We start from the raw sequence: 14,803 nt of genomic DNA on the forward strand, positions 1-14,803 counted from the left end.
ACATAGATAATATGACTCTCATTCTTTATAATAAAACGAAAAGAATAAAAGTGAGGGGTTTGAATGATTGCTCCTGATATAAAGAGGGAATTCATAAATATTGTAGGAGAAGAAAATTTTGAAGATTCGGAAGTTGAAAGGTTAGTATATTCGTATGATGCGACTCCAAATTTTCAATCGATTCCGGATGCGGTCGTTTCGCCTAGAAATACAGAGGAAGTATCTAAAATATTGCAATTATGTAATGAAAATAAAATACCGATTGTTCCGCGGGGCTCTGGTACGAACTTATGCGCCGGCACTTGTCCTGTTGAAGGAGGAATCGTTCTTCTATTTAAACATATGAACAAAATTTTAGAGATCGATGAGGAAAACTTAACCGTCACATGTCAACCGGGAGTTATCACACTTGATTTAATCCATGCGGTGGAACAAAAAGGTTTGTTTTATCCACCAGACCCAAGCTCAATGAAAATATCTACAATTGGGGGAAATATTAACGAAAATTCTGGAGGATTAAGAGGACTGAAATATGGAGTAACTCGTGATTATGTGCTGGGGCTAGAGGCGGTTCTTCCTAATGGGGAAATTGTTCGAACAGGAGGAAAGCTAGCGAAAGATGTGGCAGGGTATGATTTAACGCGCTTATTTATAGGTTCTGAAGGAACGTTAGGAGTGATTACAGAAGCGACATTAAAGCTGATCCCACTGCCTGAATCAAAAAAGACAATGCTTGCTTTATTTCAAGATTTAGAAGCTGCTGCGCGTTCCGTATCGAAAATTATTGCCAATAAAGTAATTCCGGCAACTTTAGAGTTTTTAGATCAGCCGACGCTAAAAGTAGTGGAGGACTATTCACAAATCGGACTGCCAACAGACGTTCAAGCCGTATTACTGATTGAACAAGATGGAACGCCTGAAAATGTGAGTAAAGATATGAAGGTCATGGAAGAAATATGCAGGAGTGAAAACGCCGTATCTGTACAAATTGCCCAGTCAGAAGAAGAAGCTGAAGCTTTACGAACAGCGAGACGCACCGCTTTGTCCGCCTTAGCCAGACTAGCACCAACTACTATTTTAGAAGATGCGACTGTACCAAGATCAGAAATTGCCAAAATGGTCAAAGCCATTAATGAAATAGCCGCAAAACATAACGTAAAAATATGCACGTTTGGTCATGCGGGAGACGGAAACCTTCATCCTACCTGCACGACAGATATTCGGAAGAAAGATGAGATGGAACGGGTGGAAAAAGCTTTTGCTGAAATATTTGCAAAGGCCATTGAACTGGGAGGAACAATTACTGGAGAACATGGAGTAGGAGCCATGAAAGCGCCTTATTTAGAATGGAAGCTAGGAAAATCTGGCATCGATGTGATGAAGTCGATCAAAGCTGCATTGGATCCAAACAATATTATGAATCCTGGGAAATTATTTGCAAAGGATACACGAAAACGAGTGGTGATCTCAAAATGATGACAGAATCAGAAAAGCAAAATATCCAAAGAGATTTCAAGGAACGCATGGACGAAGATGAGCTGTTAAATTGTATGAGATGCGGTTTTTGTTTGCCATCTTGCCCAACTTACATTGTGTCTGGATATAAAGAAAGCCAATCACCAAGAGGAAGAATTGCCTTAATGAAGGCAGTTTATGATGGGGTCCTTCAACCGGATGATGAATTTGAAAAGTCTTTAAACTTGTGTCTAGGATGTCGTGCGTGTGAGCCGGTTTGTCCATCGGGTGTGAATTATGGACATTTATTAGAAGAAGCAAGAGACATAATTAACCAAAATAAAAAGCATTCTTTACCTGTGCGGGCAGTTCGAAATGTGGTTTTTAAACAACTATTTCCTAAGAAAAATAATTTAATCAACATAACTAGCTTAGTTGGATTTTATCAAAGCTCTGGACTTCAAAAAGCGGCACGTAAAATAGGATTTATGAAACTGTTTCCAGATCATCTCCGGGAAATGGAAAAAATATTGCCTGATGTTCCTGAGAGAAAGACACTGCAACAGCGATCTGAATATTTCCCGCCAAAAGGAGAGAAAAAAGCAACTGTTGCTTTCTTTTCCGGATGTTTAATGGACACGTTGTTTCTCGAAACAAATCATGCAACCATTCAATTATTGCAAAAAGCCGGGTGTGAAATTGTTATTCCCAAAACACAAGCATGCTGCGGAGCTTTGCACGGTCATAGCGGAGAAAAAGAACTAGCGAAAGAATTAGCAAAACAAAATATTGAAGCGTTTGGAAAAAACGAAGTAGATTATATTATAACAAACGCGGGTGGCTGCGGCGCTTTCTTGATTGAATATGATCACTTATTAAAAGATGATCCGCAATGGTCAGAGCGCGCTGAAAAATTTGTTGCAAAAATAAAAGACATTACGTCCATTTTATATGAGCTTGATTTTCACAAACAATTTCGCCTTTCACTTCCTGAACAAGTCGTCACATATCAAGATTCCTGTCACCTGAGAAACGTCATGAAAACGTCAAAAGCTCCTAGAGAATTGCTTCGTTCAATTAAAGGAGTAACATTCACAGAAATGGAAAATGCCGATAGCTGCTGCGGCTCTGCAGGCATTTATAACATTGTCGAACCGAAAACATCCATGGAAATTTTAGATCAGAAAATGGAAAAAATGAAAAAAACCAAAGCCACTACAATAGTAACAGCTAATCCAGGATGTTTCATGCAAATGAAGCTAGGAATTGAAAGAGAAGGATTAAAGGATGTAAAAGCTGTTCATATTGTGGATCTATTGTTAGAAGCAGCGAAATAACGAACAAGCACTATATTTGATGTAATTTTGAAACTTAATGTGAATGTTTAATTGCTAAGCTGCAGTTTTTTTGTTCAGATGATTATGGGGGAGGACTTTCTCTAAGAAGCGGACTTGTTTGAAGTAGCTTTTACTCAAGTGTTTCAGACCTTCGGAAGCATCTGTGTCTGATTTTAAGTTAAATTCAACATAAAATGAAGAAAAGAAACGGAATGTACCGCGCATGCATTCCGTTATTTCAACCGCCATCAAGATAGATTTTACGGTTGGCAAAACATTTAGATTTTTCATGAATGAAATAACTAAACGTTTCTTTTTATTCCAGATTTCATTTTTATCATTGGAGATTTTTCTTGCGGCGTTGGCAAGTTTGCTTTCGTTTGATGATCCAGTCTAACTTTAAGCAGGCTCATTCCCTTTTAGAACAAGAATATTTTTTGGGCTGTCCAGAATGAAACATCATAATCATTGATATATCAACGTTTCTAAAATATTAAAGGGGCGTCTATAAGCCGGAAAATCGACTTATTAGACAGCCCCTATGTGTAGAAGACTCCGCTCATGGAATACATTATTAGCATTCCGCCTCTGTGAAAAATCTCAGCCAAAAGGTGCCTTCACCCGCAAACAAGTTACGATTGCTCCGCTAAAAAATAAATTTTCTTCACTTTCTCCTTAAACTGCTCAACATGAACAAACCGCGCTTCTCGCAAAACCTCTTTTCCATCGACATATAAAATTAAAACAGGTGCGGTAAATATGGATAAGTGACCAGCTATGTTCGGAATATCATCCGCGTTGATAAAGCCCATTTGAATCTTTGGAAACTCAGCCAGCACTTTTTCCACCTTTGGCAGCAAAGCATGACAAACACTGCAATTTGTTTTGGATATATATAAAAATGCCAAATGATGACTATTAATAAATTGCTCGACATCTTCTATGGAAAATAAATCATGGTTTGTCTGCAAAATTCATTTCGTCTCCTTTCATGATCAAAAAACTTACTTCATTATACCATAGGAAGGTATAAAGAAATTGAACAGATGCTTCACACGTTGAGAAGCGGGAGATTCACTTGGAGGGGCTTTAGAAGATGTGTATTGACGGCTTCTATTCTTTAATCGTTTGAATAGAAAATATTTGGAAGAACGATTATGAACAAAAACTGGAAGTGATGAATCAAATCTGAGAGTAAACGTTCGATGATTTCAAATTGTGCGGATGATATCGCTTACCTTAACAGGAAAGAAAACGGAAAAACGAATGATGTTAGAAGTCTTTTTTGTATATAACAAAGAAATTTTAACTTATTGCCCTTTGTATTGTTCTTGTTCGTTGATCTGCTGGGCAAAAATACCTTTTTCTATTTATTAGGCAGCAGGCAGCAAAATCAACGGATGCTCTTTTCTACCCCTTGTAAGTGAACACGTACATTAATTATGTTGAATTACACAAGTCATTCAGCCGCTTTGATGCGGAATCGTTCAACATCGCAGACCTTTATGGAGATTTTCTTCGAGAGAAATCTTCTCCAATAAATACATTAAACCCCAGCACCTAAGTACTGGGGCAAAAAAACATGAATCCCCCGCTGACGGGGTGAAATGGCCTGCGACGCGGCAGGCAACTTATTATTAAGTTATGAGCTTTTTGCTGATATTATGCAAGGAGAGGAACCATTTAGGCTCCTCTCCGTTGGAAAACACAAACGAATCCACGTTTTTTCACGTGTGAAATGGTCTGTGACGAGACAGACAACTTATTTTGTATTCTAAGTATAGAAAAAACCTTGGGAAATGTCAATACATGATCAATACACTGTCAATACGTTGTAAGTACGTTACAGATTAAATACCCATTTTACACGGTTCATAATCTTATTTAAATCATCCTTGTTTATATTGCCGATATGTTGCTTTAGCCTTACTTTGTTGACTGTCGTTAATTCTTCCACCTTTACGGCGGAAGTCTGCGTTAAAAACGGATAGACTTCCTTTTTGAGAAAATAATGTGTCGCAAGTTTTGGCGATACCATTGTTTTTCCTTTCCGATCTGTTATAATTTTGGTTTTTAACTTTGTAGTCAGCGGAGCTATCTTAACATTACCGGATGTACGGTTAATTCTGTTATTAGAAAGGACAAGCACCGGTCGTTCTCCGTTTTGCTCTGTGCCGATATTTTCCCCGAGTTCACAAGTGAAAATGGCCCCTTGAACGATCAGTCGTTTCATTTGCGTTTGCTCATTCTCAATCCATTCATTAGCTAATGTGATCTTATTGGGATACCATTCGTCTAGTTTAGCTTTTTTGTCAGCTTTTTTTAAACGTAATCGCTCACGTTTTACTGCATCTGATTCCATCTTCTTCTCCCTTTCCCTTTGTTTTATACCGTTACACTCATGATTGTATCACGTCATGATCTTAAAGTTTGTTAAAGCTTCAATATTTTTTCGCTATACATTCCCATCATTTTGTCGTTTGCAGGGTATGCCGAAACATCAATAGAATGATTATATAACAGTGTTATAACAGAATGTATCGGTGTTTTGACTAGTGATATAGACGAAGGACTAATATTGATTGAACCGAGAGACGTGTGTACCTAGTTAAGAATGAAGGAATCTGCTTTAAGAAAGTATGCTCTCATTCTCCAAGCAAGACGCGGGTGGGAGCGAGGCTATTTAGAAAAGACATTATATTCTCTTGAAGCGTTTTATGGAGATAAAACAGAGCAGCGATATGACGCCAGAAACAAGCGGCAGAAGCAGTAATGGCATGTGTTCGACAATCAAACGTAGCAGTTTGCGAAATGAAGACAAAACGGGAATTAGATCGTTATAACGATAATATACAAACGTTAAAAGTGATGGTGCCAAACAAAACGATCTGCTAAAGTACTCATGATGAGGTTAGATCAACAACAGAAATACATAAAGGAAAGGGATGAACTTCTCACGCGGTTTCTAAAGGAATCCATGGAGACACACAAAATGATCACTGTGGCCAAAGAGGAAGAGCAAAAGAAGAAAAAGTGTTTTGGTCTCTTCATCTCTTTTGTGATTGTTCATTTCACATGCATCCTCTTTTCCCTCAAGTTCAGTATTCATGCGAGAATCAAAATTGTACATTTATTAAATTAGCATTCATATGCATCTTCGCTCTGTATGAGTAAAATGTTTGTTGGAGAAAGATAAGATCCTTCCGTTAGAAGCAGGAGTTTCTCTTAAATGGTAGGGGGAAAGGCAAAATAAATGCAAAAAGGACTCTCCTCCTGTATTGTGATAAGTGCACAAACCAAACACAAGGAGAAAAGAGAGGTGGGCAAACATTAAAAGAGATCGAAATGGAATTATTTTCGATGATTCAAGAAACCTTCGGGGAACTGCTTCAACAGGTGTTGGAGTACATCGATCATGAGTGCCCTTGGTAAACAAACGTCACTATGTGCATCAGACGAAATGAGCCGGTGTAGGAAGGGCTTGAAGGGTTTATGATGGAAGAATACAGCTATGACCCGATGATGGACTGGTTTTCTCAATGGAGATAGAACCGCGTGGATCACCGCTTGCCGGGAGTATTTCGGAAAACGGCAGGAACACCGATTTACAAGCATTAAAAGTGTTGAAAGGATTTAAAAAAACAAAAGAGGCACATACAAACAGGATGAGATGGTTGGCGAACGCTTACAAAACAGATCGTAAAAACGAAATATACCCAAAAAATCAAAACAGCAAAAAAATCCCCATCAAAATCTTGTCTCAATCTCTCTGCAAATCTATTACAATAGAAATAAAAACATAATTTATAAGGTGATGCATAATGGATTCTTCATGGCTGAAGCCGATTTCTGAGGCAAAGTATTTGGCAACGGACAATGCTTATCGCTATCGGGCGATTTTACGATATTTTTATATGCAGCATGAACGAATGCGGCAATATTTGTTTCTTGAAGAAGTATTTGCATTTTTAAAAGAACATAAGGAGTTTCAGAACTATACGGAAGACGATCTCCAGCAGGATTTAGATCAGCTTGTCAAATGGAAAAACTTAATTGCTCGGCAAGAGACGGTGAATATTCGCACAATCGAAGAATTTAAAAAGAAACGGTTTCGTTATCAATGCAGTCCTTACACGGTTGAAATTGAGAGGATGATCCGCACGTTAGAGAAGCTAGGGGATTCATTCGGAGGATCTTTAGAAAAAACGCGTTTTGACCGTTTATACTCTTCACTCGTTCGAATAGAAAATATTATACAAAACGATTTTCAAGAAAAACGAGAAGAGATTAATCAAATTTGGGAAGAAACATTCGATTATTTCAAAAAAATCATTCAAAATTCTGCGGATTACATCGCTTACCTTAACAGTGAGAACACGGAAGAACGAATGATGTCGGAAGCCTTTCTTGTATATAAAGAAAAATTTACGACATATTTACGCGATTTCATCGTTGCCTTACAGAAAACATCGTTAAAAATTGAAAAGTTGTTGGAAGATATCAGAGAAGATGATGTTCACAAACTAGTCGCAATTGTTGCTGATTATCAAATGACGATTCCTCGATTAGAAGAAATGGAAGTGACGAAAGAACAACTTGAAGAAGATTTATTCGAAAAGTGGAGAGGTCTAAAAGAATGGTTTTTAGGCAGAGAAGGACGTGAAAGTGAATTGTATTTTCTTCAGCACCAAACGAATGAAGCCATTCGCCGTATGACTCGGGTCGTGCAAAGGCTGGGGGAACGTCATCACAATTTCCGCAGCCGCAAGAAAGATTTTCTCCATTTAGCAAAGTGGTTTTCCGAGCTTCCGAGTTTAGTAGATGCCCACCGACTATCCTCTGTTGTTTTCGGCTGTTTCCATACAAAGCATCTCATAACAGAGAACGATGCAACAGAAAACTTTTATCGCGATATTTGGGAAGAAGAGCCGACAGAATGGACGGTAAAGCCTCGCGTTCGCCATTACCGTGAAAAGAAAAAGCCGGAAGCGATCGAAACACATGAAAAAGAGAAACAGGAGATGAAGGAGAAATTTTTGCTGGAGAAAAAACGTGAGAAAGAAGAGTTAGAGAACCTCATTCAAGACAATAAAATCGTATTACGAGAGTTGCCGGTGATCGAACCGCACATTCGAAAAACATTGTTAAGCTGGATAGCAAAATCAATGACAAAACAAGACGGAGTCGTAAAAACGGAAAACGGGTGGAAAGTGAAAATCTTGCAAAAGGATTCTTCCTCGATTCAATTGAAAGCCTCTGACGGTACACTTACGATGCCGAATTATGAACTTTATGTCCTCGAAAAGGGAGAGATGTAACATTGGAAAAGACGGAGCAAGGGTTTGATGAAAAAGCGAAAGAAGCCATGACAGCCCTGTTTGAAAACTTCTGGATTGTCCGGGAAGAGGAACCAGAGCTTTATCAAAAGATTAGAGAACGTGAAAAAGTATTGAAACGTTACTTGCAAGAAAAGTTTGGATATCGGCTAATCATTCACCGTTATTTTGCAAAGCTCGAGAAAATCCCGGCTGAGCCAGAATCGTGGATGGGTATTCAAGATTTTCAAGATATATTAGATTATGCCCTGTTTTGCTGCTTATTAGCATATTTAGAGAGCAAAGCCGTCGATGAGAAATTTCTTCTGTCCGATTTATGTGAAGAGATTCAAGCGATGTATCCCGGGGAACTGCCAATCGATTGGACGAATTATCAACATCGGAAGTCGCTCATTCGCGTGCTGAGGACGTCGGAGCAAATTGGTATCGTAAAACGCGTCGATGGGGATCTTGAAGGGTTTGCAAATAAAGAAGACCATGAAGCACTCTATGAAGTCCCCGTTGTATCCCGCTATTTTATGAGATCATATCCGAAAGACTTGTTTCAATATGAAACGATAGAGGAGATTTTAGAAGAAGAATGGAAAGCGTCCCCGCAAGACTATCGCCGCCATCGGATATATCGGCAACTATTTTTATCGCCAGCCATTTATCGAAGACAAAAAGACGATCCTGACTTTTATTATTTAAGAAACTTTCGCCATCGCTTGCGGGAAGATATTGAAAAACATACTGATTATCGCTATGAACTTTTTAAAAATGCGGCACTTTTAACTTTACCGGAACGTCAAAGCCGCTATACGCTGTTTCCAGATCAAAAAGGTACTTCGGAGATTATTCTTCATTTTTCCAAAATTATTCGCCAGCATCTTGATGTTCACATACCTGATGAATATGGACAAATCCGCTTAACACCAAATGATTTTTTAGGTCTGTTAAAAAAATGCCGTGACGAATTTTCCGAAGGATGGAGTAAAACATACCGCGACATGACAATCTCTCAGCTTTCTGATGAAGTATTGAGTGCATTAAAGGAGTGGAAAATGGCAGAACGTGAAGCGGAGACTGGGATGATTATTCTCTACCCTCTTTTAGGTCGATTAGTCGGAACATATCCTGATGATTTTCTAATGAAAGGAACGAATGAAGATGACGAGTAAATGGGAGTTATATCGAGCGGGAGTGTTAAATTTTTGGTATTATGATGAAGAATTTTTTCATTTCGCAGACGGAAAACTTCTATTGCGTGGAAGCAACGGCTCCGGCAAATCGGTGACGATGCAAAGTTTTCTTCCGGTTCTGCTTGATGGAAAAAAGAGTCCTGACCGCCTCGATCCGTTCGGTTCCCGAGCTAGAAGAATGGAAGATTACTTGCTTGGGGAAAAAGAACTCGTCGACAGGGACGAACGAACAGGCTATTTATTTTTAGAATATAAGCGGAAAAACTCTGAACAATATATCACAACGGGTATCGGCTTACGGGCAAAACGGCAGAAAAATATGGATTTTTGGGGATTTGTCGTTTTTGACAATCGGCGCATCGGCAAAGACTTGCGTTTATATAAAGAAGAAAAGACAGACGGGAAGACGCAAAAAATTCCTTTAACGAAACGGGAGTTGATCACTGTTATTGGTGAAGGCGGTACGGTTGTTGATTCGCAACGTGAATATATGGAGTTAGTGAATAAACATATTTTTCGATTTGAGTCGCTTGATGCGTTCCACGAATTGATTGAATTACTCATTCAATTACGCAGTCCGAAGCTTTCAAAAGATTTTAAGCCAACTGTGATCTACGAAATATTAGAAAGCTCGCTGCCAGCACTTACAGATGAAGAGCTGCGACACTTGTCAGAAACGATAGAAAATATGGATCAAGCAAAACAACAATTAGAACAGCTTGAAAAAGACGAGAAGGCTCTAAAGCATCTTTGCCAGCATTATTCGACTTACAATGAGTATATGTTGGCTGAGAAAGCGAATGAATATTTAAAATCGGAAAAAAGCTTTAAAAAGTTAGCTGAAGAAAAGAAACAGTTTGTCGCACAACATCGTGAATATGAGGAAACACTTGCGACATTGAAAGAAGAGACTCAACAATTATCGATTGAACAAGAAGTGCTGCGTAAACGGGAACTTGATTTATCCAATCATGAAGTGTTTCAGGCAGAAGAAAAGCGTAATGAAACAGCGGAAAAACTGCAGAATGTAAACAAAGAGCTCAAAAAGAAAGAAAGATTTATAGATGAAAAACGAGAGCAAGAACGGAAAATTGAACAAAACTTAAACATGTATGAAGAACGTTTCGAACAGTTATTGAAAAAGCTAACAGAACAGTTAGAAATGATGCGGAACGATGCGTTAGAAAGCTCTTTTTCCGAGCATACAATCAACGAAGAAGATTTTCAGCGGAACCGAGAATATGAATTTGATTTTACCGTATGGAAGCGGGAAGCTAATGCACATTTTGATCGACTGGAGCAAATTAACGGACTTTGGAAAGAACATGATGAAATTCAATTACGTTATGAAGAAACGTATAAAGAGCTCGGCGAATTAAATAGGGAATTAGACCAACTAAAAAATGAAGAGAAAAAATGGTATGAACTGGTTGAAGACGAAAAATCCCGTTTGCAGGAAAGCGTGTTTGAATGGAGCAAAATGTATCCGGATATAAAGGTGGATGACGAAGCATTTCAAGTATTTTTACAAAGATTGAATGAGCTTTATGAGCGCTATCATTTCGAAGAGGTGAAACAACCGTTTACGAATCAATATTATCAATCTTTAGAATCGTGGAAAGCGGAAAAAATTAAAAAACAGCATGAAATGAAATTGATAGAAAATGAATTTCGTGAAACGGAAGAAAAATTGCGCTATTGGAAGGAACAAAAAGATCCAGAACCAGAACGAGACATGCAAACGGTGCAAACAAGGGCGTCGCTAAAAGAAAAAGGAATACCTTTTGTTCCGTTATATGCGGCGGTGGAGTTTCAAGAGCACGTGTCCGAAGAGTTGCGGGAACGGATCGAATCTACATTAAATCATGCTGGATTGCTCGACGCTTTAATTGTGGAAGCGGATTTAGATATCCAATATGATCGAGTAATCATGCCAAACCCGGCAATGATGGCACACACGCTAGAGGATTATTTAAAACCTGATGTAGAGAATGACTCAGGTGTTACTAAGGAACGAATCGAAGCGGTATTGCGCAGTATAATCGTATCGGACGAACAGCAAGGTAACGAATATTTTGTCATTAACGAAGCCGGACAATATTCACTAGGACTTTTAAAAGGACATGCCCCTGAAAGGGAAAAGGCAAAGTATATTGGAAGAGCCGCACGGAAACGGCTGCGTCTTGAGAAAATTCAGCAATTTGAGGAAGAATTACAGCTTTTAAACACTCAACTAAGAGAAAAACGAGAGCAGCTCGCGGCAGTGGATGAACGAATTCGCCATATTACGGAAGGGTTTCAATCGTTTCCAACTGACCAAAATGTCAAATATGCCTATGACCAGTGGAAGGAAACGAAACTCAAAGTAGAGAGCAAAGAAAAAGAAACAGAAAAGAAAAATGAAAAATTAGGTCAAATTGCTCGAAAATGGCAGCAAGTGAAAAATACTTTGCGCAACAAGACAGAAGGACTGGACCTTAAGTTTTCGAAAAAAGGGTACGAAGATGCTTTGTCTTATATGAAATCATATTTAAAAGAGTTAAATGATGTACAAATTACGCATGGAAACATCGTGCATACCGATGAAATGATCAAAAACCTAAATGATCAGCTTGAAGCATTACAAAACGAAATAGACGAAGCGAAAGGCGAAATCAATGTTCTTCTCGATCAACAACAGCGAGTATCACTTGAACTTGAGCATATCGAATTGATGTTAACGAAAATGGGAGCGGAACATATTCGTCAAGAGATTCAACAGATTCGAGAACGACTAACGTTTTTAAAAACGGAAATTCCTGAGAAAATTAAGAAACAAGCAGACATCGGGAATCAACTTTCAAACATGAAAAGCAAAATAAACGGTTTAGAGAGAAAACTGGAATTTGCAAAGGTTCTTGTCCAAGCATGGGAAGAGCTATTTGCCAAAGAATTGGAACGAGGGCTAGTGTTTGTTGACGAAAATGAAACAGGCTCGCTTTTGGACAAAGCAATAGACATTTCCAAGAAATATGGTTCTGTATTAAAAGAGAATACACGACTTTCTGTCACCGAACGATTAAACCGAATATTTTTCCAAGAACAACCGAATTTAATCGAATATCGTCCGGCACAGGAACCTGCCGATTGGAACAAACAAAATCCGTTCGTCGAGCTTTCATTAGATGAGGAATCGGAGCTAAAAGCGAACGATTTGAAGGAAAAAGCAGGACGTATCATCATTTTACTAGACTACAAAGGACAACGCGTTACACCATATTATGTATTAAAAGAGATTGAAAAAGATATATTGCTGCAAAAAGAATATATTAACGAACAGGACCGCGAATTGTATGAAGATATTATTTTGAAAACGATCGGGCGAATATTGCGAAGCCGCATACAGCGTGCCGAACGCTGGGTTAAAGATATGAACGCATTAATGGAAAAACGTGATACTTCTTCAGGTCTGACGTTTTCAATTCAATGGAAGCCGAAGACCGCGGAAACCGAAGAAGAAATGGACACGAAAGATTTAGTCGAATTGTTGCGAATGAATTCGCGGCTGCTAAAGGAAGAAGATTTGCAGCGGGTTACGATGCATTTCCGCTCAAAAATCAACCGAGCGAGAGAAATGCTTGAAGAAAGTGGGCAGGGCAATACGCTTCACCAAGTCATTAAAGAAGTGCTCGATTACCGAAAGTGGTTCTCGTTTACGCTTTATTACCAAAAAACAAATGAACCAAAGCGGGAATTAACGAACCAAAAGTTTTATAAATTTAGCGGCGGAGAAAAGGCGATGGCGATGTATATTCCTCTTTTTGCCGCGGCATATTCACGATATCAAGAGGCTGCAGAGGATGCTCCATATATTATTTCGTTAGATGAAGCGTTTGCCGGCGTTGATGAAAATAACATTCGTGATATGTTTGCTTTAGTCGAAGAGCTTGGTTTCAATTATATCATGAACTCTCAGGCACTTTGGGGAGACTACGACACGGTACCATCGCTTTCTATTTGCGAGCTAGTTCGCCCGAAAAATGCACCGTACGTTACGGTTATTCGTTATCATTGGGATGGAAAAGTGAAACGACTTGCGTCAAATCCGGACGAAGAATTTACTTTTACATCATCCATATAGGAAGGATGGTTCATGTTGGAACAAAAAGTAGCGGATGCTGTTGAGTTTTTTCGCGGTGAACCTGGCTTTCACCGCCTTTTTTTGCTGATGAAAAAGAAATATCAATCACTCGGGAGAATCGGCGGAACGGTCAAATTAGACGGTTTTTCCTTTGAAGAAAAAGAAGCGCTCGGGGCGTTTTTTGGGAAGGATTTTCATCAAGAATCTACTCCTTCGGTTTCATTAAAAATGTTTGCCGAACAATTAGAGAAAACGCGCTTTGCCGGTATACCGCTCGTTACGTTACTTGAGAATTATTTTGGTGAAGACATTACAACCAATCAAGAGAAGAGGGAAACAGATCGGAAGAAAAAAGAAGAATTTTTTCAAAACCTTATTCATCAATATCCCGAACAAGCAAGGCTTCTGTCTTTTATAGCTGAATCAGCTCCCCAAAACCGCTTTATTCATATCGCCTATTCGCAAGATAGGGAACATTTGGAGACTGTTTTAAAGAATGTGTGCACTGCGCTTCATCATTTGCCGAAAAAAGGTGATTATGAACGTCTTTCAATTTTTTCACAAAAAGTGCTAAAAGATCCGCACGCATTTGACTTACATACGTTTCAAGGAAAAGTATTTCTTCATGCACTTCAATTTTACTCTGATCAAGACTATGACTTATCCTCAGTCGAGGAAGTCAATGAGCTCCTGCAATCATTTGGCATTTTACGGGAAGATATTTTAAACTTTGTGACATGTGCGGGAATTTTGACAGAAACGGAACAGGGAATTCATTCTGTGTTTGCTTCTGCTGTAAAAACGAATACAGTACTCAATGTGCCATTGCGGGAAATATTGAAGTTAAAGCGTGCATATCCTGCTAAGGGGCAAACCGTATTTGTCGTTGAGAACTCAGGCGTATTTTCCGCTTTGTTGGATTTATTTCCTGACGCTTTTCCGCCGCTGATTTGCACAAATGGGCAATTTAAACTAGCGTCACTGATGTTAATAGACTTAATCATCCAAGAAGGTTGTCAAATATATTATTCTGGAGATTTTGATCCTGAAGGACTAAAAATGGCGCAGCGATTAAAGGAGCGGAATCAGGAGCATATTCATTTATGGCATTTCCAATTAGAAGATTACTTAGCGTCATCTCCAGAGGTTTTGCTGTCGGATGACCGAGTAGCGAAACTAGAAACTGTTACGATCGAAGAATTGCAACCGATCAAAGAGAAAATGCGGAAAATAAAAAAAGCTGGCTATCAAGAAGAAATCCTGAAGAAGCTTTATGAAGGTATTTGTCGCCACATGTGGGATTAGGCTGGAAACATGATTTGCGAGTCTGTTCCCATTCGATTTGCTAACAATGTGCGAATGGGGACAGGTGGT

10 protein-coding genes are annotated in these 14,803 nt (G+C 38.9%); 8 read left to right on the forward strand and 2 right to left on the reverse strand.

Going from position 1 to position 14,803, the window contains the following annotated elements; genetic code table 11:
- Positions 1 to 63 precede the first annotated feature (63 nt).
- Together glcD and NSQ84_RS05780 are read left to right on the forward strand one after the other, a co-directional pair.
- Positions 64 to 1,476, forward strand: coding sequence for a glycolate oxidase subunit GlcD (gene glcD / locus NSQ84_RS05775; RefSeq protein ID WP_063386437.1), 1,413 nt, complete (start codon positions 64 to 66; stop codon positions 1,474 to 1,476).
- On the forward strand, positions 1,476 to 2,792 hold the full coding sequence (locus NSQ84_RS05780) for a (Fe-S)-binding protein (RefSeq protein WP_327859071.1): 1,317 nt from the start codon (positions 1,476 to 1,478) through the stop codon (positions 2,790 to 2,792). Before glcD ends, NSQ84_RS05780 begins: the two co-directional genes overlap by 1 nt.
- A 632-nt stretch (positions 2,793 to 3,424) precedes the next feature.
- Here NSQ84_RS05780 and NSQ84_RS05785 read toward each other — a convergent pair.
- Positions 3,425 to 3,763 carry a thioredoxin family protein gene (locus NSQ84_RS05785; RefSeq protein WP_063386435.1) on the reverse strand — a complete coding sequence of 113 codons (339 nt, stop codon included), beginning with the start codon at positions 3,761 to 3,763 and terminating at the stop codon, positions 3,425 to 3,427.
- 872 nt (positions 3,764 to 4,635) lie between these two features.
- A complete protein-coding gene (locus tag NSQ84_RS05790; RefSeq protein WP_311067069.1) occupies positions 4,636 to 5,154 on the reverse strand; it encodes a type II toxin-antitoxin system PemK/MazF family toxin in 519 nt (172 codons plus the stop codon).
- A gap of 410 nt (positions 5,155 to 5,564) precedes the next feature.
- On the opposite strand from NSQ84_RS05790, the gene NSQ84_RS05795 reads away from it, so the two are divergent.
- The 6 genes from NSQ84_RS05795 (at position 5,565) to NSQ84_RS05820 (ending at position 14,734) form a co-directional block, all read left to right on the forward strand.
- Positions 5,565 to 5,687 carry a hypothetical protein gene (locus NSQ84_RS05795; RefSeq protein ID WP_261308773.1) on the forward strand — a complete coding sequence of 41 codons (123 nt, stop codon included), beginning with the start codon at positions 5,565 to 5,567 and terminating at the stop codon, positions 5,685 to 5,687.
- 644 nt (positions 5,688 to 6,331) lie between these two features.
- Positions 6,332 to 6,595 carry a hypothetical protein gene (locus NSQ84_RS05800; protein WP_063386432.1) on the forward strand — a complete coding sequence of 88 codons (264 nt, stop codon included), beginning with the start codon at positions 6,332 to 6,334 and terminating at the stop codon, positions 6,593 to 6,595.
- A gap of 18 nt (positions 6,596 to 6,613) precedes the next feature.
- Positions 6,614 to 8,110 carry a TIGR02677 family protein gene (locus NSQ84_RS05805; protein WP_339212356.1) on the forward strand — a complete coding sequence of 499 codons (1,497 nt, stop codon included), beginning with the start codon at positions 6,614 to 6,616 and terminating at the stop codon, positions 8,108 to 8,110.
- Positions 8,111 to 8,157: 47 nt separating this feature from the next.
- Positions 8,158 to 9,288: a TIGR02678 family protein gene (locus NSQ84_RS05810; protein WP_339212739.1), complete on the forward strand. Its 1,131-nt coding sequence runs from the start codon at positions 8,158 to 8,160 to the stop codon at positions 9,286 to 9,288.
- The gene (locus tag NSQ84_RS05815) at positions 9,278 to 13,429 is read left to right on the forward strand and encodes a TIGR02680 family protein (protein WP_339212358.1); all 4,152 of its coding nucleotides are present in this window, start codon (positions 9,278 to 9,280) and stop codon (positions 13,427 to 13,429) included. Before NSQ84_RS05810 ends, NSQ84_RS05815 begins: the two co-directional genes overlap by 11 nt.
- Before the next feature lie 12 nt (positions 13,430 to 13,441).
- Positions 13,442 to 14,734: a TIGR02679 family protein gene (locus NSQ84_RS05820; RefSeq protein WP_339212360.1), complete on the forward strand. Its 1,293-nt coding sequence runs from the start codon at positions 13,442 to 13,444 to the stop codon at positions 14,732 to 14,734.
- The last annotated feature ends 69 nt before the right edge of the window (positions 14,735 to 14,803 follow it).

Source organism: Aeribacillus sp. FSL K6-3256 (genome assembly GCF_037965805.1).
Lineage (GTDB): Bacteria > Bacillota > Bacilli > Bacillales > Aeribacillaceae > Aeribacillus > Aeribacillus composti.

What these genes read in the sequence shown, in the direction of transcription:
- NSQ84_RS05810 (WP_339212739.1), top strand. Translation starts at nt 8,158, where the DNA reads ATGACAGCCCTGTTTGAAAACTTCTGGATTGTCCGGGAAGAGGAACCA.
- NSQ84_RS05790 (WP_311067069.1), bottom strand. Translation starts at nt 5,154, where the DNA reads ATGGAATCAGATGCAGTAAAACGTGAGCGATTACGTTTAAAAAAAGCT.
- glcD (WP_063386437.1), top strand. Translation starts at nt 64, where the DNA reads ATGATTGCTCCTGATATAAAGAGGGAATTCATAAATATTGTAGGAGAA.
- NSQ84_RS05780 (WP_327859071.1), top strand. Translation starts at nt 1,476, where the DNA reads ATGACAGAATCAGAAAAGCAAAATATCCAAAGAGATTTCAAGGAACGC.
- NSQ84_RS05805 (WP_339212356.1), top strand. Translation starts at nt 6,614, where the DNA reads ATGGATTCTTCATGGCTGAAGCCGATTTCTGAGGCAAAGTATTTGGCA.
- NSQ84_RS05800 (WP_063386432.1), top strand. Translation starts at nt 6,332, where the DNA reads ATGGAGATAGAACCGCGTGGATCACCGCTTGCCGGGAGTATTTCGGAA.
- NSQ84_RS05795 (WP_261308773.1), top strand. Translation starts at nt 5,565, where the DNA reads ATGGCATGTGTTCGACAATCAAACGTAGCAGTTTGCGAAATGAAGACA.
- NSQ84_RS05815 (WP_339212358.1), top strand. Translation starts at nt 9,278, where the DNA reads ATGACGAGTAAATGGGAGTTATATCGAGCGGGAGTGTTAAATTTTTGG.
- NSQ84_RS05820 (WP_339212360.1), top strand. Translation starts at nt 13,442, where the DNA reads ATGTTGGAACAAAAAGTAGCGGATGCTGTTGAGTTTTTTCGCGGTGAA.